The 20,481-nt window shown below is 63.1% G+C and carries 17 protein-coding genes; 7 read left to right on the top strand and 10 right to left on the bottom strand.

What is annotated here, in order from left to right; all coding sequences use genetic code 11:
- Nucleotides 1-74 precede the first annotated feature (74 nt).
- Complete coding sequence (locus PPN31114_RS25105; protein ID WP_246182743.1) at nt 75-1,490, top strand: undecaprenyl-phosphate glucose phosphotransferase; 1,416 nt, start codon at nt 75-77, stop codon at nt 1,488-1,490.
- Between the two features lie 23 nt (nt 1,491-1,513).
- Here PPN31114_RS25105 and PPN31114_RS25110 read toward each other — a convergent pair whose 3' ends face one another.
- Nucleotides 1,514-2,335: a WecB/TagA/CpsF family glycosyltransferase gene (locus PPN31114_RS25110; RefSeq protein WP_150682258.1), complete on the bottom strand. Its 822-nt coding sequence runs from the start codon at nt 2,333-2,335 to the stop codon at nt 1,514-1,516.
- Nucleotides 2,336-2,603: 268 nt separating this feature from the next.
- On the opposite strand from PPN31114_RS25110, the gene PPN31114_RS25115 reads away from it, so the two are divergent.
- The gene (locus PPN31114_RS25115; RefSeq protein ID WP_150682259.1) at nt 2,604-4,316 is read left to right on the top strand and encodes an FAD-dependent oxidoreductase; all 1,713 of its coding nucleotides are present in this window, start codon (nt 2,604-2,606) and stop codon (nt 4,314-4,316) included.
- Nucleotides 4,317-4,325: 9 nt separating this feature from the next.
- A complete protein-coding gene (locus tag PPN31114_RS25120; protein ID WP_150682260.1) occupies nt 4,326-5,255 on the top strand; it encodes an NAD-dependent epimerase/dehydratase family protein in 930 nt (309 codons plus the stop codon).
- Nucleotides 5,256-5,277: 22 nt separating this feature from the next.
- Here the strand turns inward: PPN31114_RS25120 and PPN31114_RS25125 are convergent, their stop codons facing one another.
- The 4 genes from PPN31114_RS25125 to PPN31114_RS25140 all read right to left on the bottom strand — a co-directional run bounded on the left by PPN31114_RS25125 (nt 5,278) and on the right by PPN31114_RS25140 (nt 10,479).
- Entirely contained in the window at nt 5,278-6,654 is a 1,377-nt protein-coding gene (locus PPN31114_RS25125) for a lipopolysaccharide biosynthesis protein (RefSeq protein ID WP_246182744.1), read from the bottom strand.
- A gap of 1 nt (nt 6,655) precedes the next feature.
- Nucleotides 6,656-8,386: a glycoside hydrolase family 44 protein gene (locus PPN31114_RS25130; RefSeq protein WP_150682261.1), complete on the bottom strand. Its 1,731-nt coding sequence runs from the start codon at nt 8,384-8,386 to the stop codon at nt 6,656-6,658.
- Nucleotides 8,364-9,683, bottom strand: coding sequence for a hypothetical protein (locus PPN31114_RS25135; protein ID WP_246182745.1), 1,320 nt, complete (start codon nt 9,681-9,683; stop codon nt 8,364-8,366). Before PPN31114_RS25135 ends, PPN31114_RS25130 begins: the two co-directional genes overlap by 23 nt.
- 79 nt (nt 9,684-9,762) lie before the next feature.
- Nucleotides 9,763-10,479, bottom strand: coding sequence for a polysaccharide biosynthesis/export family protein (locus tag PPN31114_RS25140; protein ID WP_150682263.1), 717 nt, complete (start codon nt 10,477-10,479; stop codon nt 9,763-9,765).
- Between the two features lie 215 nt (nt 10,480-10,694).
- On the opposite strand from PPN31114_RS25140, the gene PPN31114_RS25145 reads away from it, so the two are divergent.
- From PPN31114_RS25145 to PPN31114_RS25155, 3 genes are read left to right on the top strand one after another with little or no spacing between them, the layout of a single operon-like run.
- Nucleotides 10,695-12,875, top strand: a complete 2,181-nt coding sequence (locus PPN31114_RS25145; protein ID WP_150682264.1) for a GumC family protein — start codon at nt 10,695-10,697, stop codon at nt 12,873-12,875.
- Between the two features lie 38 nt (nt 12,876-12,913).
- Complete coding sequence (locus tag PPN31114_RS25150; RefSeq protein ID WP_150682265.1) at nt 12,914-13,885, top strand: DUF6492 family protein; 972 nt, start codon at nt 12,914-12,916, stop codon at nt 13,883-13,885.
- 5 nt (nt 13,886-13,890) lie between these two features.
- Nucleotides 13,891-15,024, top strand: coding sequence for an acyltransferase family protein (locus PPN31114_RS25155; protein ID WP_150682266.1), 1,134 nt, complete (start codon nt 13,891-13,893; stop codon nt 15,022-15,024).
- 71 nt (nt 15,025-15,095) lie between these two features.
- Here the strand turns inward: PPN31114_RS25155 and PPN31114_RS25160 are convergent, their stop codons facing one another.
- Complete coding sequence (locus PPN31114_RS25160; protein WP_058376273.1) at nt 15,096-15,314, bottom strand: hypothetical protein; 219 nt, start codon at nt 15,312-15,314, stop codon at nt 15,096-15,098.
- Between PPN31114_RS25160 and PPN31114_RS25165 the strand changes: the two genes are divergently transcribed.
- Nucleotides 15,313-16,356: a DUF4434 domain-containing protein gene (locus PPN31114_RS25165; protein ID WP_246182746.1), complete on the top strand. Its 1,044-nt coding sequence runs from the start codon at nt 15,313-15,315 to the stop codon at nt 16,354-16,356. The genes PPN31114_RS25160 and PPN31114_RS25165 overlap by 2 nt on opposite strands.
- Before the next feature lie 64 nt (nt 16,357-16,420).
- On the opposite strand, the gene PPN31114_RS25170 is transcribed toward PPN31114_RS25165, so the two are convergent.
- Genes PPN31114_RS25170 through PPN31114_RS25185 form a run of 4 tightly spaced genes read right to left on the bottom strand, consistent with a single transcriptional unit; the run spans nt 16,421 to nt 20,455 of the window.
- Nucleotides 16,421-17,095 carry an alginate O-acetyltransferase AlgF gene (locus PPN31114_RS25170; RefSeq protein ID WP_150682267.1) on the bottom strand — a complete coding sequence of 225 codons (675 nt, stop codon included), beginning with the start codon at nt 17,093-17,095 and terminating at the stop codon, nt 16,421-16,423.
- Nucleotides 17,096-17,097: 2 nt separating this feature from the next.
- Nucleotides 17,098-18,579, bottom strand: coding sequence for an AMP-binding protein (locus PPN31114_RS25175; RefSeq protein ID WP_150682268.1), 1,482 nt, complete (start codon nt 18,577-18,579; stop codon nt 17,098-17,100).
- A 31-nt stretch (nt 18,580-18,610) separates the two neighbouring features.
- Nucleotides 18,611-18,850, bottom strand: coding sequence for an acyl carrier protein (locus tag PPN31114_RS25180; RefSeq protein WP_150682269.1), 240 nt, complete (start codon nt 18,848-18,850; stop codon nt 18,611-18,613).
- A 27-nt stretch (nt 18,851-18,877) separates the two neighbouring features.
- A complete protein-coding gene (locus tag PPN31114_RS25185; RefSeq protein WP_150682270.1) occupies nt 18,878-20,455 on the bottom strand; it encodes an MBOAT family O-acyltransferase in 1,578 nt (525 codons plus the stop codon).
- Nucleotides 20,456-20,481: the final 26 nt, after the last annotated feature.

Consider the following 20,481-nt stretch of genomic DNA (forward strand, 5'->3'; position numbering starts at 1 on the left):
CCATCGGAGGGCCGCACGCCGTTCCGGAACTTTGTCGAATCCGTCAGTTACCGTTACCCCTTCGAATCTCCGTCATGTCGACCCAGACGACGTACCACCATCGCCTTCTCATGGCGGTGGTCGGCGGCATCAGTGCAGTGCTTAATGCCGGCGCCCTCTTTGCAGTCCTGCTCATCAACGGACAGAATCCCTATTCTCCATACGGCCTGACACTCGTTAGTGCACTGGGCGTCGCTGCCTTCATCGTCTTTGCCCGTTTTCATCTGGTGGCGAGCGCCCGCAATGCGCGCTGGATGCTCGGACGAGGCGCCATGCGCTGGTGCCGCTTGCTCGTCACGATGATCGTTCTGTTGTTTTTGACTTACGACCGTCTGGCCGACGTGCGCGAATTGCTCGCCGAGTGGGCGCTGCTGGCACTGCCGTTGCAGATGCTCGGTCTGGCCGCGCTGCGCGGCGCCGCGCACAGCATCAACAATGCGCCCGGCAATCAGCGGCGCGCGGCGTTTTTCGGCTTCGGCCCGGAGGCGCGCAAACTGAACCTGCGCCTGCGCCGCTCGCCGATTCTCGGCATTCAGGTCACCGGCTACTACAACGACGTGCCGGTCGTGGCGCAAGACGACGAGGTGCTGCCGCCCTATCTCGGCCCCTATGCCGAAGCCGCCGCGCACATCCAGGCCAACGACTACGAGATCGTCTTCATCGCCATCGGGCAGCAAGACAACAAAGACCTCACCGACGACATCGTCCACCGCTTGTACGATTCGACGGCGGCGATCTATCTGCTGCCGGAATTCCGCTTTGCGGGCGACATGCCGCTGACCGGCACAGACCTCGCAGGGGTTCCGCTGCTGGCGCTTCACGACATCACCGTGCAGGGCGTCTTGCGCATGATCAAACGCGGCATCGACATCGTCGGGGCCTCGTTGATTTTGTTGCTGCTCTGGCCAGTGATGATCGGCGTCGCCATCGCCGTGCGCCTCGATTCGCCGGGACCGATCTTGTTCCGTCAGCGACGCTATGGCGAGCGCGGCCAACCGATCATCGTGCGTAAATTCCGCTCGATGCGTGTCGAGCAGGAAATCGATGACGCAGCAGCCGCGACGGGAGGATTACGTCAGGCCCATGCGGGCGACAGCCGCATTACGCCCATTGGCAAGGTATTGCGCCGCACGTCGCTCGATGAACTGCCACAACTCTTCGACGTGCTGGGCGGGGCGATGAGTCTGGTTGGCCCGCGTCCGCATGCGGAGGAGCACAACGAGGTGTATCGCCGGTTGATTCCGGGCTACATGCTGCGTCACAGCGTGAAGCCCGGCATTACGGGATGGGCGCAGATCAACGGTCTGCGCGGCGAGACCGACACGCCTGACAAGATGCAGCGCCGCGTCGAATTCGATCGCTACTACATCACCAACTGGTCGCTGTGGCTCGACATCAAGATTCTGCTGAAAACAATTCCAGTCATGATCACGGGGCATAACGCGCTGTAAGCGCGTTAGCCCGACGTGACAACTTACCGGCCATTGCGCGACATGCTGCGCCATTGCCGCCAGCAGATGCCGATAAAGCGCCGGTCGTCGACGAGATAGCGCCGCCACATGCGGCCCGGGTCCTGCATGATGCGGTAGACCCACTCGAGGCCGGTGCGCTGCATCCACTTCGGCGCGCGATTCTGCATCCCCGTGGCGAACTCGATGGCCGCGCCCACACACAGCATCAAACCGCCCGGCATATTGGCCGCATTCGCCATCGCCCAGCGCTCCTGCTTGGGCATGCCGAGGCAAACAAAGATCAGATCGGCGTCCAGATCCCGAACGCGCTGTGCCACGGCGTCCCCTTCAGGGCCAGTGGGATCGAACGTCATCGACGGCACGATCAGGGTGAAGTCCAAACCGGGGAAGCGCCGATTCAGCCCTTCGGTGATCTGCGCCTCCTGTCCCGGGCGGCCGCCGACGAAGACGGCCTTGCCACCAGAGGCCCGTGCGCGATCGCACAGTGCGGGCAGCAAATCGGCGCCCGTCACACGCCCCGGTAGCGGCATGCCGAACAACCGGCTTGCCCAGATAATCGGCATCCCGTCGGCAAACAGATAGTCGGACGTCGCGTACAGGCGCTTGAATTCCGGCAGCACGTCGAGCCGCACGATGTGATCGACGTTCGGTGTCACCACGATGCGAGCGCGTCCGTCGCGTTGTGTACTCGCCTGCGAGAGCACGTCGACGGCGGTATCGAAAGGCACGGCGGCGATATCTAATCCGAACAGAGAAATACTCGGTTGAAAGACTTCGCGCGTGCGCGTGACGGCTGCTGTGTTCAGATCCGTGTCACTGGTCATGACGTATCGTTTTCCTGTCGTCCGGCAAGGCCGGGTTATCTTGCCACCGCCGCGTGTCACTCATGTTCATCACCCACGCGTGCCACCCTCGCGCGGCAGGCACGATAGTAGCAGCGGGCCTGACGCGTCAGTAACACTTTTCGCCACACGTGCGGGGCAGATTTTGGAAAGTCATCGTCTTGGGGACGTGGATCGGCTACCATCGCAGCGGCTGTCCGTCCTGCCCCTTCCCTCATTGCCGTTAGCCCACCGCTAATTGCCGCAGACGATGATTCTCGACGCACACGACATTCCTTCCGGTACCCGCCTGCAAGCCGACATATGCATTGCAGGCGCGGGTGCCGCTGGCATCTCCCTCGCGCTGGCCCTTGAGGCGAGCGGACTCGACGTCATTCTGCTCGAGAGCGGCGGTGACACCCCCGAACCTGCCACGCAAAAACTCTACGAAGGCACCGTCGCCGACACGCGCCTCCACCCGCCGACCGAAAGCTACCGCGTGCGCACCTTCGGCGGCTCGACCACGCTGTGGGGCGGGCGCTGCATGCCGCTCGATGCGATCGATTTCGAAGCGCGCGACTACATGCCGCATAGCGGCTGGCCCATCACGCTCGACGACTTGATGCCGTGGTACGCGCAGGCCAATGCGTTATGCGAAGCAGGCGAGTTCGCCTACACAGCAGAACAGGCGTTCGTCCCACCGGCGTCCCCCTCGCCGCCGATGATCGGTGGCTTCGAGAGCGACGTGTTCACCACGAACACGCTCGAAAGATTCAGTTGTCCGACCGATTTCGGCGCGCGCTACCGTGCACGCTTGGCCACAGGTCGTGTTCGCGTCATCAAGCACGCGAACCTGTGCCGGCTGCCGATGGCCGACGGCAGTACCCGCCTCGTCGGCCCGGCCGAAGTGCGCACGCTCGACGGCAAGACATTCACCGTGGCGGCACGCGCCTACGTACTCGCGACCGGCGGCCTGGAAGTCCCTCGCCTCTTGCTCGACAGCCCCGGTGTGAGCGGTCGCGGCTTGGGCAATGCCCACGATCTCGTGGGCCGGTATTACATGTGTCATATCGCCGGGACCATCGGCACGATGGACCTCTCGGGCGCGGCCTCCGTGCATCACGGCTACGACGTTTCGGAAGAAGGCATTTACTGCCGCCGACGCATTGCGTTGCGTCCGCAGTCCCAACGTGCCATGCAAGCGGGCAATTTCATCGCACGGCTACATCACCCGCGTATTCCCGATGCGGGCCACGGCAGCGGCATTTTGTCGGCGCTCTATCTCGCGCGCCCCATCGTGCCGTATGAGTACGCCAAGCGTCTCTATGGCGACTCGCCCGACAATTCGCTCGCCAATTGGCTGGCGCACTTCCGTAACGTCATCGTCGACGCGCCTAATACCGTGCGCTTCCTGACGCATTGGACGCTCAAGCGCACGCTAGCCGCGCGCAAATTCCCCTCGGTGATCGTGCGCCCCGCCAACCTGCGCTTCAGTCTCGACTTCCACGCGGAGCAGGCCCCCAATCCGGACAGCCGCATCACGTTGGGTAACGAACGCGACGCCTTGGGGCAACGCCGCATCCACATCGATTGGCGCTATGTCGACGAAGACGTGGCGACCGTGACCCGCGCGTTGGCAGCCCTCGCGCAGGAAGTGGAGCGCACGGGCGTGGGCCGCTTCACGTACGATCCAGCCGAAGTGGAAGCCGAGATGACGCGCTACGGCGCCTACGGCGGCCACCATATTGGCACTGCGCGCATGGGCCACGACCCGCAGACCAGCGTCGTGAACGCCGATGGCCGCTTGCATGAAGCCGACAACGTCTTTATCGCGAGCGCCGCGGTGTTCCCAACGTCCGGCCAGGCGAACCCAACGCTGAGCATCGTGGCGCTCGCGCTGCGTCTTGCCGATCACCTCAAACGCGCGGCGAACGTGACCGCCCTGCCCATTCCGGCTCCCGTCAGCCATTCCAACCTCACTTGAGCCTGCCCCATGAAAGCCCGCATTCTCGTCACCGGTGCCACCGGCTTTATCGGCCGTCACGTCGTCCAAGCGCTGGCTGCCTCCGATTGGGCCGAACCGGTCGCCGCATCGCGCCGTGCCGGTGACGGCCTGCGCGCTGTCGACGCGCTCTCCCCGGCCTCGCTGGGTGCGGCGCTCGCCGACGTCGACGGCTTGGTGAACTGCGTTGCCGGGTCGCCGGAGACGATCGTCGCCAATGCCAATGCGTTGCGCGATGCGCTGAACGCACTCGGCAAGCCCGTGCCGGTGGTGTATTTCAGCTCGATGGCCGTGTACGGCGCGGTGCAGGGGCCGATCGACGAAGGCGCTGCGCTCGCGGGTGAGAGCGCGTATGGGATCGCGAAAGTGCAGGCTGAGCAGGCGCTCGCTGGCCTGCCGTCAGTGGTAGTGTTGCGCCCGGGCTGTGTCTACGGCGGAGGCAGCCCGCAATGGTCGGAACGCATCGCGCAATTGCTGCGCACCGGCCGTCTTGGCGACCTCGGTGCCGCGGGCGATGCGCACAGCAATCTCGTGCATGTCGACGATGTGGTGAGCGCAGCGCTGAGCGCCTTGCGCATGCCTAGCGCAGGTGGCCGCGCATATAACCTCGCCATGGCCGACGCGCCGCGTTGGAACGAATACTTCATCGCCTACGCGATGGCATTACGCGCAACGCCGGTCAAACGCATTGGTGCACGCCAGTTGAAGCTGGAAACCAAGCTGTTGGGCCCGGCGCTCAAGATCGCCGAGATCGCGGGCCGCAAGATCGGCTGGAAAACCTTGCCGCCGCCGATTCCGCCGTCGCTCGCGCGTCTGTGGCAGCAAGACATCAGCCTCGACGCACGGCTGGCAGAGCAAACCTTCGGCATTGCCTGGACACCATGGCGCGACGCCGTGCAAGCCGAGGCCGCCCGATCGTAATCAGCGGCAGGGCCCGTTCACGCTAAGCCTGACGGGCCATCAGCCCTCGAATCCAGCGCCGCAGCGCCGCCAGCGGCGACACCCCAAGCAGTCGACGCGCGGCCCACGTGGCGGCTGCGCCGTTGACGGCAATCGCCAGCGACGCCGCGACCGACGCACCGACACTGCCCCACGGCGGCGCCAGCAACGCCAGCCCTGCGAGCAGCACCCCGACCGACACCACGTTGATGCGCATCAGCGCCCGCGTATGCGCCGTCATGCCCAGCAATTCCGGCATGGCGGTAAAGCAGGCGGCGGCAATTTGCCCGAGCGCCAACACGCGCAGCGCCGTCGCGCCGTCGTCGTAGCCGTGCCCGAACAAGCCCAGCAGATGCTGCGGTATCACGAGCATGGCAACGGTGACCGGCAGCGCCAAACACAGCACCAGCCCGATGGCCTGCGCCGCGCTGCGCTCCAACCCTGCGATATCTTGACGCGCGTACAGGCTGGCAAAGCGCGGTGCCGCCATGCCCGTCACGCCGCTGATCAGCAAATTAACGACCAGCGCCAGACGCCATGCCAGCGCAAAGAGCCCGGTCTCGCGCGACGAGGCCACGATGCCAAGCACAATGGCCGGTGCCGACGTAATCAGAAGCTTGGTGAGTTCCAGCGAGAACAACGACAGGCCGGGCTTGAGCAGCCCGGTTGCCGCATGATGCACTTCCCCTCGCGCCACCCCCTGCGCCGTCGTCTGCAACGGCACCTCGCGCAGAAACCGTTTGAGCAGCACGGCCCCGGCAATCGCCGTGAGCGTGAAGCTGGCGGCAATGAGCACTAGCGCGTTGATCACCGTCAGATGCCCGGTGACGACCAGCGGAATCACGGCCACGCAGAAGATCGCAGGCCAGAGCCACGAATAGATCATCTGGCTGAAGCCCACGCGCTGCAAACCGGCGAGCGCCCCGGCCACGGCAGCGCCGAGGTTCTGCGGCACGAACGAGAGAGCGCCCAGCATGAGCGGCAACGCCAAGCCCGGCTTCTTGAGCACATCGTCGGCAAAGAGTGCGGCACCGCCAGCGAGCAGCGCCGACACGGCCAGCGACGCGAGCGCGACCTGCCAAAGTGCGCGGCGAATCGTCGGGCGAACGGCACCGAATTGCCCCGACGCCACGTCCATGGCGAGTTGTCGTGTGAGCGCCTGATCCATACCGAGGCGGCCGAATCCGGCGAGCGCCACCATGGTGCTGAACACGATATAGAAATTGCCCGTCTCGACGACGCCGAGCGCCGCCGCAATCAGCAGGTGAAACCCGTAACGGCTGGGCAGATCGAGCAGACGCACGCCGAGACTGATCACGCTGCCGCGAATCATCGACGCGCCGGACTTCGCCGGCGGAGTGCGCGTATCGGTATCGGTCATGTCAGTTCACCGGCTTTACGGCGGATTTCGCGGCGGGTTTTGCGCCTGCCGCTGCCGGCGGCAACGGGGGCTGCGCCGTGCCGCGCAACACCAACAACTTGATGCTCTGCGGTGGCAGTTCGACTTGCAGCGTGTTGCCGGAATAAGTCACGTCCGGGCCGCGCGTCAGTTCGTTGTTTACCAACTGCCACACCTCGCCCGAACCCGCGCCGGTGAAATTCGCCAGCGAGACATTGGCCTTCGCTGCGCTATCGAGTTGTTTGTTGATGACCACGACGGTCATCGCGCCATCGGTATCGCGCAACGCCGCGAACGCCGAAACGGTATCGGGGTCGGGCACGGTGGCCGCCACGCTGGTCGAGCCGAATGCCCCGCCGTGGCCGTCGTAGTTCCGGTAGAGCTTGATCGCCTTGTAGACCGGCATGGCCGGATCGAGCGTGCCCCAACGGGTGGCCATATCGAGCTTCTCTCGGCCGAAGATGCCCAGCACATCGGCCTGCGCCGTCGCCCCGTTCATGCGCGTGTCGGCACCCCAGTTGTATTCGGTGATGGCGATCGGCGTGCCGGGATAGTAGTAAGTGTCCACCCACTGCCGCATCATCGGAATCAGCGCGACGACGCTGTTGATCCACGTCGGATCTTTGTAATTCGTGTCCCACAGGTTACGCGTCGAGCGGTTTCGCATGAGCGCGATCTTCTGCGAATTGCCGTTGGCCGCTTCCTCGTACTCACCGCTTTGCGGGTAGAAGTGCAGGCTAAAGATATCGACGGGACGGCCCGCCTTTTTCCACTGCGTCAGCAACCACGGCACGTAGGCCATGCCGCCCGTCTCGCGGGCACGGTCCGGCGCTTGCGCGTAGCCGTGCTTGATGGAGTGCTGCTGATCGAAGCCGCTGTACTGATAGCCGTTCCAGCCCCATTCCTCCGGCGCGAGTACCTGCGCGCCTGGGTCTGCCGCTTTCACCGCGCGTGAGTAGGCGATCACCTTCGCCGCTATCTCGCTGGCGTGCGGGCCGATCGGATGCACGTCGTTGTGAATCAACTGCCAGAGACTCGGCTCGTTATCCATGGCGTAGTAACGCACGCCGCCCGAGCGCGCCGGGCCGAACTGCTGCACCAGTGCGGCGACACGCGCTTGCTGACTGGCCGGATCGTCGGGCACCGTGGCGTCGTTCGGATCGTTCACGACTTGGGTGCCGTCGCGCAGAATGCCGTTGCCCGCGTCCGCCAGCCCATCCACGTCGTAGTTCTGTTGCAGACCGTACTTGGCAATCGAAAAGCTGGCGAGCCGCTCACGAGCGCGCGACAACGTGGCGACCCGGCCCAGCATCGAGATCGTAATGATCGGCGTGGCCCCTGCCGCTTGCGTGAGCGCAACGAAGCGATCGCCGAACTGGTCGTTGATATCGGCCGGATTGACCGGCAGGCTCTCGTAATACCAGTCGCGCCCGGCATTGCGCGCATCGAGCCGCCAGTTGTAGGCCGACGCACTGTTACCGCCCGAGCGGTTGAGCGGCACGCGCAAGTCTTGCAACATCGCCGTCGTGCCGAAGTTAATGCCGTAGATGTACGGATTGATCGCGTGGCGGTTGGCTGCGGCATCGACGGCAATCGCGACCGGGCCCAACTCGCCGGGCGTGGCCTTCGTGCAGGCTGCGGCCGACAGAAGCAACGCCACCCCGACCAGTTGAATCAAACGGGAACGAGGGCTACGGTGCCGCAGTACGCGCATGGAAACTCCGGGGATCGGCTCGGCGATCGAAGCCGCCGGCGCGCCAAACGTAGGCGAAGACCGCCAGAATCACGGCAGTCTCACCGGGCGCAAGCGTCGGCGGATAGAAGAACGAGGCCAGCAGGACAAATTTCAGATAGTCGAACAACGCACCGAGGAAATCGTCCTCGACTTCCGCGCGCAGGCGCCGGTAGAAAAAGAGTCCGCGCAGTTGCAGGCCGAGAATGATGAGCGCGCCAATTAGGCCGAACTCAAACACGATCCCCAGCCACGTGATGTCCGCCAAGAAGAAAAAGTGGTGGAAATAGGTCGTCAGGGTGTCGCCGCTAGACGGACTGATCGTGCCCACCCCGAAGAGCCACCGCAGGGGGTCGTTGCCGAGAAAGCGCGTGGCGAGTTGGGCAGAAATTCTGCGCGTATCGAAGCCGGTCTCTGCGCCCGCACTGAAAATGGTCGCCAGATAGCCCATCGAGAACACCGACACCAGCAAGATCGGCATCAGCAGCAAGAACCCGAGGCGCGCTCGCGGACGGGCCCACACAAACGTGTTGATGACCAGCACGCCCACAATACCGATGGCCAGCGCGCGCGACTTCACGATCAGGAGGGCGACGGCCAGTCCGACCAGCACGCCGATGAAATACCCGACATGCCGCTCGAAAAAAGCCCGGCGATAACAGAAGAACAGCAGGATGAACGGGAAATACATCGACATCCGGATGCGGTGCCCGCGGCTGTCAGCGGTGAAGAACGGCGCCTGACCGAAGACGTAAGTCTCCTTGTACCAACTGGCGGGCACCAACAACCACATCAGGATCAGCGCCCCGACGACGACGGCCCCTAAAATCACGAAGCTCCGGCCTAGCTCGGAGAGCGTCGGCTTGAGCATGAGCAGTAGCGCCAGAAAGGAAAAGAAATACAAAATCGGCAGCAATTTCACCTGCGCGGTGATGCTGACGAAGAAACTCTCGTGAAAATAAATGACGGCCGCGAAACTCGGCACGATCAGCAGCCACGCGAAGCTCAGCAGCATCTGCCGCGTCATGGGAAAGCGCGGCTGGCTGCCCAGGCGCAGCACCAGCGGCAGCGTGAGCACCGGGAATGCCTTAGACAGCGCCCACAGCGGGTACAGCGCGGTGATGTAGTGAAAGGTTTGCCCGAACATCGGCAGCACCAGCATCAAGCACCACAGCACATACGGGCGCGAGGCCCCCTGCGCGAAGACGGGCGGCAGCGCACCCGCCGGTGCATGGGCGCTGGCGGCTGTCGATTCGAGAGAGGGCGACCCGGCTGTCACGAAGCAGTTGGATTCGGTGAGTAGACTTGGCATCCGACCGGGGCAGCGCGCTGCTCCGGCCGGTCGAAGGCGGCGGCAATCAGTACGGACGGGCGCCGTTGATGTCGTAGTTCACGTTCTTGTTGAACGGGATGGCCTTGTTGATGTACTGGTCGACCCAGAGATCCACTTCGGCGATGGACGACTTCGGCACGAAGATCGTGTCGTTGGAGAGCAGCACGATGTCCTGCGCCGGGTCGCCTTGTTGCGTGAGCGCCTTCACGTCGATCGTACGCAGCATCGGACGCCCGTCGGGGCTGCGGCGGATCAACACGATTTCGCCGGTGCGCGCCGTGTCGAGCATGCCTTGCGCAGTGATGATCGCCTGCATCACACTCATGCCCGGCGTGAGCGCCAGTTCGCCCGGCTTGCCGACCTCGCCGCCCACGAAGATGTGCCCGGCGGTTTGTGTGAGCGCGACCAGCGCGTGCGCATTGGCAGTCATGCCACCGGTGGCCAGCGCGCGATTGACGGTCTCACCGAACTGCGCGAGCGTCTGGCCCGCAGCAGGCAGGTTACCGGCGAACGGCATCGCAACAGTACCGTCGGGGGCCACGCGGCCCTTGTAATTGAGCTCGATGTTGAACGGCAGGACGACCGAGATATCGTCACCCGGCAACAGGCGGTAAGGGGATGGCGGTGCATCGACCCACGTCGCGAAATTGGCCGGTTGCTGGTATTTCGTGTCGACCCAAGTATGGGAACAGGCTGTCAGCGTCATCAGTGCGAGAACGCAGGCCGGGCGGAGGATGTTCATCGGTATTGATGGCGAGGGGCCAAAAATGGCCCGGATTAGTCGGTTTGGACCGTACTCTAGTGCACTTGGGCGTTCTCGCCAAGCGCGAAGAAAGAATGTCGGATTTAGGGGAAAAAAGTCGATTTAGGGAGACTTTCGGGGGACGATCTTCCGTAAGATATGCGCCTTGAAGCCACACTTGATGGCCCGGCAACGCTACCGCTACTTGCATCCTTATGGCAATTACGACCAGAACAAGGCCTGACCGGCACGCCGCTGTCGTCGATTTGACGATCCGGGACTATCTCAACACCTTCTTCTATTACCGAAAGATTGCGACGGCAATATTTCTGGGGATCGTCGCACTCGGCATTCTGATTGCGCTGCTGGTGCCCATTCCGTACCGGGCACAAGCCACGCTGCTGGTGCTCAACGCGGGCTACTACGATCAGACCAACAACGCCAACGTGGGCGTGGCACTCCAGCCACCGGTCGGCCAGTTGAACGGTGTGGAAGCGCAAATTCTCGCCAGCCCCGAGCTGCACCGCGATGTCGTCCTGTCCAAACTCGGACCCGGCGCCACCGAGCGTGACATCGACCGCGAGTTGCAGAGCTTCGAGCGCAAGCTGCATATCGAGCAAAACGACCTTGCCAACACCATCACGCTGACCTATTCGGATACCGATCCGAAGGTTGCCGCCGATGCGTTGGCCCGTCTGCTCGACAAATACTTCCGCCAGCGCGCATCGATTTTCACGTCGGGCCGGGTCAGCATGCTCGTGAGTCAGCGCGACGACGTGGGCAAGCAACTCGACAAAGCCGACGCCGATCTGCTCGCATTCCAAAAGAAACACGGCATCGTCAAGATCGACGATCAGACCTCGCGCGCCGTGCAGTTGGAAAGCCAACTGGTGCAGCGCAAGCTCGAGACCGACGCCAAGCTGCTGGCAGACCGCAGCGAACTCCAGTCGATGCAAGCCTCGACGAAGGACGTGCGCTCGACCATTCCGATCTATACCGACGATTCGGAAGCTAGCCGCGCCCTGAACGGCATGCAGGTCACGCTGTCGGAACTCGAAACCAAGCGCGCCGACTTCGCCTCGCGTTATCTGCCCACCTCGCCGTTCGTGCAAAACATCGACAAGCAAATTGCCGATATGCGCGCGAATATCGCGAGCCAGAAGCAGCAGATGATGACGGCGACGCGTCTGGGTCATAACAACTACTACGACGTGGTGCAAGAACGCCTGTCCGTGCTGAACGCCAGCATTGCGGGCGGCCTCGCACAACAGAAGGCGCTAGACGAACAGATCAAGGACACGCGCGCGAAGCTGCAAGGGCTGAGCGACGTTTCCAGCCAATTGAGCCAGTTGCAGGCCCGCCGCGACATCCTCGCCGAGAGCTTCAAGGAGCGCTCGCGCCAGGTCGAACTCGCCCGTGTGCAGCAGGGTCAGGCCAGCCAGATCAACGGCACGAACGTGCGCGTGATTCAAGCCCCGTTCCCGCCGTCGCAGCGCAGCGTTGCCGCGAGTCTGGTGATTGCGGCAGCCATTGCGGCCGGTTTGCTCATCTCGGCCCTGACGGTGTTGATTCTCGCCAGCCTGCGCGAAACGTTCCTGAGCCCGGAGCAAGTCGAACGCGCTTTGCTGCTGCCGGTGGTGAATGCGCCGGTGATGCTTGGCGCTGAGCGGCGCGCCGGGGCGGCGGGAAGTACGTCTGGAGGCACGGCTGGAGGGACTGCAACGGGAGGCGCCGAGCCAGCCGTCAGCCGACCGGCATACATGGCGTATGGCCGCATGATCGCAGCGATCAACAGCAGCACCGACGCGCACGCCAAGGTGGTGATGGTGCTTGCCGCTGGCCAGAACGACGGCCAGTCATCGGTCATTCAGGGGCTCGCCGTCGAGCTTGAGCACCGTTCTGCGAAGCCGATCGTCGTCCTCGATATTGCATCGACGCCCGACGCCCCGCTGTACGGCAAACCCAATGCACAGGGCCTGCTCACGTGGCCCGGCATCGGTGGAAGTGGCACGGCCAGCACCGACGCGATCACGGGCACCGGCGTCCTCGAATCGCTGGTATTTACCCGTGTCGAGGGTCACAACATCGTGACGGCGCAACCGCGTAGCGGGGCCATTCCGTCCTCGTGGCAGCAGGTGACCCAGTTGTTCGACGCGCTGCGCGAGTCGCACGATTACATCGTCGTGCACGCGCCGCCGTCGAGCCAGTCCTTTACCGGCATCGAGAACGCCTCGCTGGCCGACGCTACGGTCCTCGTGGTGCGCGCCGAATCGACGCGCAAGCCGGTGATCGCCGGGCTGAAGTCGCAAGTCGAAGATGCGGGCGGTCATCTGATCGGGGTAGCTCTCACGCACCGCCGCGGGTATATTCCGGCAGCGATCTACCGCTTCTTCTAGCCTTCTAGCCGCCGTCCTCGATTCAGACACTGACGACCATGCAACAAATCAGCGCGATCCTGCCGATCAAGACCCGGGGACGTCACTACGCCGACAACATCGGCCGTTGCGACATTCTGTTTTCGTCGTTGCGCCACTTCACGACGCCGGATCTGTTCCACAAGTTCGTGATCATCGTGCCGCACGACGAGGTCGACGAAGTCAAAGGTTATGCCAAGGCGTGGTCTGATTTTCCGATCGAGGTGATCGACGAATCGCTGTACATGGGCGCGTTCGCCGAGTTCTCGCAACGCCACCAGATTCGCAACTGGCATCGCCAGCAGATCATCAAGATCAATGCGCCGGAGTGGATCGAGACTGAGTACTTCCTGATCTTCGATCCCGATTGCTTCGCGACCCATGCGTTCGATATCAATTCGCTTATCGTCGACGGCCGTGCGGTCACCCACCTCAAGTCGCGCAACGTCGAGCCGTACTACTGGGAAGCATCGGCCAAATTGCTCGACGTCGATCCGCATCTGACGCGCGACGGTGTCTGGTGGACGCCTGCAACGCTCTCGCGCACGCTCTGTCTGTCGTTGCAGAAGCGGCTTGAGGCGGTGAATGGCACCGACTGGAAGCGCGTGCTGCTCGCGAACTATGCCGTCGACTGGACGGAATACACGCTGTACTGGCTCAACGCCGAGAACGAAGGCCTGCTCGAGCGCTATCACACGCAGGCCGTGCCGCCGCAGCGCACACTGCACGCCGACGAGAGCGTGTGGTTTGCCGACAAGATGCAGGAATGGGACGCCGCGCATTACTTCGCGCCCGAGAGCGATGGCCTGTTCGCGGTCGTGCAAAGCAACACGCAGATTCCGCTCGATCAGGTGGTTGCCAAGCTCTCGCCCTACTTCCCGATTACCATTCAGCCTTACGAGCGCCACATCGATCCGGTGCTCAAGGGCGCCGAGCTGTACTCCGCCGTCGTGCGGCGCGGACTGAAGATGTTGAAAAAGCTGCGAGGCTGAGGTTGATGGGCAGTAGCAAGAACAAGCTGGTCGGTATCGAGATTCTGAGATTTGTCAGCGCCTTCGCGGTACTGATCTGGCATTACCAGCACTTTTTCTTTCAGCCGGCGACGGCCTCGATCGCCGTGGTGCACGACGCCCAGCCGCTCTACGGGCTGCTGCACCCGTTCTACGATTTCGGATGGCTCGGGGTCAATGTCTTCTGGACGATCTCGGGCTTCATCTTCTTCAATCGCTATCTCGACAGAATTGTCGAACGCGGCGTGTCCGGCGGCCTGTTCTTCCTGAACCGGTTCTCGCGGCTATATCCCCTGCATATCGTCACGCTGATCGCCGTTGCGGCGCTTCAGGCGATCTATTTGCGCGGGAATCACGCGTATTTCGTGTATCCGTACAACACGCCTTACGATTTCTTCGTGAACGTGATCTTCGCATCGGGCTGGCTCACGCCTTATACCGACTCGTTCAACGGGCCGGTCTGGAGCGTGTCGACGGAGATCGTCATCTATGTCGCGTTTTTCCTGCTCGCGCGCTTTTGCCGCATCGGGCTGGTCTCGACGCTGTTGCTCATCGGCCTGTCGGCTGCCGCAGGCGGCTGGCTGATTCACCAGCAGATCAAAGGCAGCGAGTCGAACATCGTCTTCTGCGCCTTCTATTTCTTCATGGGCGGCGCCGTCCACCTGATCTACCAGCGATTGCGCGCGACGATTGAACAGCACCGTCTAGCGACCGTCGCACTGTGTTGCGTCGCCTATGCGGCGTTGATTGGGTTTTGCGCCGTCTTCGGCGGCACGAAGTATCTCGCGGCCACGGTCATCGCGCCGGTGTCGATCGTGCTGTTGCAAGTGATCGAACCGTGGATTCCCGATTGGCTGGCCGCGCCCGTCGTCCATCTGGGCAACACGACCTATTCGAGCTATCTGATCCACTTCCCGTTGCAACTCACGACCGTGATCGTGCTGCAACAGTGGGGCATCGCCAGCGCATCGGTGGCGATGCATACCGGGTTTCTCGCGGCCTACCTGACGGTGGTGTTCGTGCTGTCGCACTGGGTCTATCGCGGCTTTGAAGCCCCCGCGCAGGCGTGGATCCGGCGCCGCATGGCATGGCTGGGCGGCGTTCGTCCGTCAGCCCGGTGAGCCTGATGAGCCCGGTGAGTCGAAGGGGACGCACCGGGGACGCGTCGCAGGCACGATGCGCGTTTTAGCGATCAATGATGGTGGTGATGCGACCACAGCGGGTCCATCGAGTCGACGAACGAGGCCACTGCCGCTTTGTCGCCGGTGGCATGGCGCATCAACTGACCGCACTTGCACCAACCCTGATACGGCGTGATGTGGGAGCAGGCGGACGTCTTCTGCAAATACAGCGTGACGGGTTTGGCGCACTTCGTGCACTTGAACTTGAGAGTGAGGGCGAGTTTGCTCATGATGAATTCGCGACAGCACGCACGGCCTGACGCCACGCGTAAAAGTGCCATTGTACCGGGAGTGTCTGCTCACTCGCCGATGCGCCGGCGCCTGCTGCAAGCCGCCGCCTTGGCCGCTTGCCTGCCGCTCGCCGCCTGCACATCACCGCCCAACATCGGCGGCAGCTTCGTCCAACTCTGGCGCAGCCATCTGGAATGGACACGCGATCAATGGCGCGAGCGCCTCACCGCCACGCACGCACTGGGCTGCAAAGAAATCTTCGTACAGTGGACCGGGATCGACGGCGAGCCGGATAACACATGGCTGGCCCCCGATGCCTTGATCCGCACGCTCCTCGATGAAAGCGCTGCGCTCGGCATGGGAGTGCATCTGGGCGTGCCGTACGACGAGCGCTGGTGGACCGCCATCGGCACCCCCGACGACGCATCGCTCGGCGCGTTTTTGCAACGCACCGGGCAAAACGCCGCGAGCTATATGCAACGCGCTACGTGGCCGAAGCATGCGGCCTTTCGCGGCTGGTATCTGCCTTACGAGCTGGAACAATACGATTGGGCCGCACCGGCGCGATTGGACGCGCTGGCCGCATGGCTCGGCGGCATGTCGGCCGTCGCCAAAGCGACCAGCGGCCAGACCCCGACGATTTCCACTTACTACAGCCGCCTGCCGACCCCTGGCACGCTTGCGGGCATGTGGAGCACGCTGCTGGACCGCGTCTCTCTGCACCCGATGATTCAAGACGGCGTAGGCGTCGCCGGCATGTCGAACTATGCCGCCCTCGCGCCCTTGCACGACATGCTCGTGGCCAGAGGCGCGCCCTTCGATCTGATTCTCGAATTATTCGAAGAGCTGCCGTCGGAAAAAAACGACGGCACCACGTTCGACGCCAAGGCGGCAGAGTTCTCGCGCGTCAAACGACAGTGGGAAGTTGCCAAGGACTATGGCGCGACACGGGTGGTCGCGTTCGCTATCGATCCTTGGGTGCTCGATGACACGCCCGGCTCGAAGGCGCTGCTGCGCGAGTGGCGCGCCGCGTTGTCCTGAAACGACGCCGCGACGCCACAACAGGTAACGCCGGACGTCCGGATCAACGCTCAGCGCTCACCTCTCAGCGCTGATATGGATCAGTTGCGCTCAACTGTCCGCGCAGGACCGGGGCACTGGGCGTGCCGACCAGAAACAAGCTGTAGTGATCGCCCGGGGCCAGTGCGGGCAGCGCCAGCGTTTTCGACGCCACCGTGCCGCACGCGGACACCAGCGTCGCTTTGACCGGATTGATGGCCCGCGCCACCGATGGCCCCTGCCCCACGTTCTCGAACAACGCCGGGCCTGACGGACTCACGCTGAGTTGCCCGCCCGCGCATTGCGGGCTCAGGTTATAGAACCGAAGCTCCGCTTTGAGCCCGTCCTCGGTGCCGCCAGCGTCGGTCAGCACGGTGAACGTGACCTTGCTGCCATCGCGTCGCGGCACCAGCGTGTTGAACGTGTCGGGCGCGACCTGAAGCGTGCCTGCGGGCTTTCCGTCGATCACGATGGGGAACGCCTCGTTGCCCTTGACGATGGCATACGTGCTCGCCACTTTCTCGCCCGAGAGTGTCTGAACGGGCCCTTTGGCCACCTGCGCACGCAGCGCCGTGCCGCCCGGGTTGACCACACGCACGAACGACGAGCCCGCCGGGGGCCGAGCAGCATAGAGTTGGGCGAAGATGCCCTCCGCATTCGCCACACCAATACCTGCAACGCTCATCGCACACGCGAGCACAAGATTTCGCAACGTTTTCATGCTTACGACTCCGAAGCCGCCGTAGTGCCGGGGCGCATGCGCGCCTCCAGATACATGCGTTCCAATTGTTTTCGATCTGCCTTGTCGCTGCTCGTGGTCGGAAAGCCATGACACACGAGCAACTCCGTCGGGATCATGTAGGGGGGCAAGCGCTGGCCCAGCAACGCTTTCCAATCGGCCAGCGCGTCCGGAATCGCATGCAGACCCGCGGGCCCGCTCGTTTCCGGCTCGACGAAGCCGATCATGCGCACGATCACACCGTCCGGACGGCGTAACGCTACCGCAGCCCCCGCGCGAATGCCGGGCAGCGTGGCGAGCGACGCGTCTACCTCCGCCAACTCAATCCGATAGCCGTGCATCTTGATCTGATCGTCGCGGCGGCCACGGAAAGTCACGAGCCCCTGCGCATCGATCTCACCGAGATCGCCACTGCGGTAGGCCCGTTTGCCGTTGTGCAAGAACAGCCGTGTCTCGTTGAGATCGGGCCGGTTCAGATAACCGCGCATGACGTGATCGCCTGCCATGCAAATTTCACCGTCATCGATGAACACGTCGGCATACGGTTTGGCGCGTCCGATGGGAAATGGCAGCGGTGCCGCCGCGCGCAGTGCCGGGTCGATCTCCACCCATGTGGTTGAGCAAGTGGCTTCGGTCGGCCCGTACGAATTGACGATGCGAACGTCAGGAAACCGCTGCCAAAGCGCTTCGGCAACCGTCGGTGTGAGCGACTCGGCACCAAAGACGAACATCCGCAAATCCGGCAGATGCGCCGCATCGAACTCGGGATTGAGCAACTGCTGACGCACGAACGACGGCGTCGACGCCCAGACGTTCACACGTGTGTCTGCGAGATAACGCGCAAACGCCCCTTTGTCGGCAATGATTTCGCGCGGACACAACACACAGCAGCCGCCCGTGATCAACGCACCGGCCCAGTTGAACAACGAGAAGTCGAAGCTGAACAGCATCTGGTCCATGAAGGCAGGCGCGGGGCCCGGCTTCACGTCGTCACGAATCCATCGCGCGAACAGCGCCACGCTCTCACGCCCGATCTGCACGCCCTTGGGGTCGCCCGTGCTGCCCGAGGTGAACATGATGTAGGCGAGCTCGCGCTGCGCGAGCGCCGCCCCGGGCAGGCCCGTCGCCGAGAAGGCACGCGTCTGGGCATCGAACCGCAAGGGCGCTTGCACCAGTTCACCGATACGCACAATGCGCGCTTCCGGATTGACGACGTCGACCGGCACGAACGGCACGCCTAGGCGCAGGCATCCCAGAATCGCCACGAGAAAGGCCGATTCCTTATGCCCTGAAATCACCAGCGGCACGTCGGCCGCCGCACCGGCCGCCGTGGCCTGCGCCATCCATTGCTCGGTCTCGGCAAGCAGTTGTGCCCAAGTGAGCGTGCCCTGCGGGTCGGTCACCGCCGGCGCGTCGGGGGCGTGATCGGTGTCGGCAAATGCCAGCCGTTCGAAATCGAAATACATGGTTCAAACCCTCCGGCGAAGCGGCCGGCGCTCAGGCGCCCTTTTGCTCGGCAATGAATGCGGCGAGCGTCTGCACGGACTGCAGGTACACGTCGATTTCCGACGGCGGCACCTTCACGCCGAATTCGCGCTCGACAGCCAGCACCACGTCGACGGCCGAGAGTGAATCGACCAGCCCCGAGTCGATCAGGAGCGTGTCGGGCTCGACCTGCGTCAGCACGATGTTGCCGACGATGTCGGTGAGTTTGCTTTCGATGTCATTGATGTTCATGAAACGGCTCCCGCGAATGACGCGAAATCAGAATTGAAAATAAAGGAAACGCGTTTCCTTATGGAGATTCACCAGGCAAAGAAACAGCAGCACGAGCGTCACAGACAGCCATGCCGGGTTGGGTTGCCAACGCATGAAACGGCGTGCCGCTTCCTGCACTTTGAATAGCGCGGGGGAATAACGCCCCAGAATCTGGTGAGCATTCGGCGTGAACCAGACGATGCCGAGCAGCACGACGACATAGGACAGTTGCAGGTGATGGCCGATGAGCAGACGCCACGCGTCGCCGAAGCTCGCGCCGTCGAGATACCCGAGCGACGGCCATGCCTCGAAGCCCCGCAGACCGGTCATACCGCCAAGCAACGACAGCGCGTCGTGCACGCCGTTGGCGCGGAAGAACGCCTGCGCGACCAGCACCGCGACGAACGTCAAACCGACCGATGCTACGTGTGCCTGCCAGCGAACCTTCTGCGACTTAGGACGACGGCCGACGACGAAGATACGCCAGGCATGATTGATCGACAGATAGGCGGCGTGCAGCAACCCGAACACCAGAAACTGAAAACCGGCACCGTGCCACACCCCGGCCAGCCCCATCGTGAAAATCGTCGGCACCGCAATCGTGCTCAGGAAGCCCGCGGGAGTCCGTGCCCCCTCCGAGCCCACCGGCAAACCGCGCGCAGTGCGATATCGCGAAATGGCCATCGCCACCGGGTAATACAAATAAGACGTCAGATAGCGCGTCAGCGTGATGTGCCACCGCGCCCAGAAATCGATGACGCTCGTCGCCTTATACGGCGAATTGAAGTTCAGCGGAAAGCGGATACCGAACATCTTCGCCAGCCCCAGCGCCATATCGGAATAGCCGGAGAAATCGAAATACACCTGTAGCGCGTAGCAAAGACTGGTGCCCCACGCGGCCCAGAACTGTAGATCGCTCGGCGATGCAAACCCCGCATCGGCATACGGCGCAATCGCATCGGCCAGCAGCACTTTCTTCGCCAGCCCAATCGCGAACAGCATGCCGCCGATCGACAAGTTCTCGGCCTTAAAGCGGTAATTTTCGCGCTGCGCGAACTGCGGCATCATCTCTTTGTGATGCAGAATCGGCCCGGCAATCAAGTGCGGGAAGAACGTCACAAACAGCACATAACTCAGCAGACTGCGCTCTTTCACGAGCCCAGCACGGCAATCCAGGAGGAAGCCGATTTGCGTGAACGTGAAGAACGAGATGCCGAGCGGCAGGATCAACGTATCGACGCTCGAATGCGTGAGCCCGAGATCGTGCAGAAACCCGAACAGCGCCGCGAAGTACTTGTAGTGGAACAGCACGATCAGATCGACGCCCACACCGACGGTAACGATCGCGTTCTGCACGCGAGCGCGCCCCGCGTTGCGCAATACGCCCTGGCTGATCGCGTAGTTGAACGCGATGGAGAGCGCCAGCAAGGCCACAAATTGCGGATTCCACCAACCATAGAACACGAACGACGTCAGGCAGAGCCAGAACGCTGCGAGACGCAGATTGATGGCGCCGCTGAGGTAGTGTCCCGCCAGCGCTACCGGCAGGAACAGCAACAGGAACAGGTAAGAGTTAAACAGCATCGGATGTCGCGTTTCGTATCGTCAGA

This window comes from Pandoraea pneumonica, from assembly GCF_902459645.1.
In the GTDB taxonomy this organism is placed as follows: domain Bacteria; phylum Pseudomonadota; class Gammaproteobacteria; order Burkholderiales; family Burkholderiaceae; genus Pandoraea; species Pandoraea pneumonica.

Coding starts and splice junctions, on each gene's coding strand:
- PPN31114_RS25105 (WP_246182743.1), top strand. CDS start 75: ATGTCGACCCAGACGACGTACCACCATCGCCTTCTCATGGCGGTGGTC.
- PPN31114_RS25110 (WP_150682258.1), bottom strand. CDS start 2,335: ATGACCAGTGACACGGATCTGAACACAGCAGCCGTCACGCGCACGCGC.
- PPN31114_RS25115 (WP_150682259.1), top strand. CDS start 2,604: ATGATTCTCGACGCACACGACATTCCTTCCGGTACCCGCCTGCAAGCC.
- PPN31114_RS25120 (WP_150682260.1), top strand. CDS start 4,326: ATGAAAGCCCGCATTCTCGTCACCGGTGCCACCGGCTTTATCGGCCGT.
- PPN31114_RS25125 (WP_246182744.1), bottom strand. CDS start 6,654: ATGACCGATACCGATACGCGCACTCCGCCGGCGAAGTCCGGCGCGTCG.
- PPN31114_RS25130 (WP_150682261.1), bottom strand. CDS start 8,386: ATGCGCGTACTGCGGCACCGTAGCCCTCGTTCCCGTTTGATTCAACTG.
- PPN31114_RS25140 (WP_150682263.1), bottom strand. CDS start 10,479: ATGAACATCCTCCGCCCGGCCTGCGTTCTCGCACTGATGACGCTGACA.
- PPN31114_RS25145 (WP_150682264.1), top strand. CDS start 10,695: ATGGCAATTACGACCAGAACAAGGCCTGACCGGCACGCCGCTGTCGTC.
- PPN31114_RS25150 (WP_150682265.1), top strand. CDS start 12,914: ATGCAACAAATCAGCGCGATCCTGCCGATCAAGACCCGGGGACGTCAC.
- PPN31114_RS25155 (WP_150682266.1), top strand. CDS start 13,891: ATGGGCAGTAGCAAGAACAAGCTGGTCGGTATCGAGATTCTGAGATTT.
- PPN31114_RS25165 (WP_246182746.1), top strand. CDS start 15,313: ATGATGAATTCGCGACAGCACGCACGGCCTGACGCCACGCGTAAAAGT.
- PPN31114_RS25160 (WP_058376273.1), bottom strand. CDS start 15,314: ATGAGCAAACTCGCCCTCACTCTCAAGTTCAAGTGCACGAAGTGCGCC.
- PPN31114_RS25170 (WP_150682267.1), bottom strand. CDS start 17,095: ATGAAAACGTTGCGAAATCTTGTGCTCGCGTGTGCGATGAGCGTTGCA.
- PPN31114_RS25175 (WP_150682268.1), bottom strand. CDS start 18,579: ATGTATTTCGATTTCGAACGGCTGGCATTTGCCGACACCGATCACGCC.
- PPN31114_RS25180 (WP_150682269.1), bottom strand. CDS start 18,850: ATGAACATCAATGACATCGAAAGCAAACTCACCGACATCGTCGGCAAC.
- PPN31114_RS25185 (WP_150682270.1), bottom strand. CDS start 20,455: ATGCTGTTTAACTCTTACCTGTTCCTGTTGCTGTTCCTGCCGGTAGCG.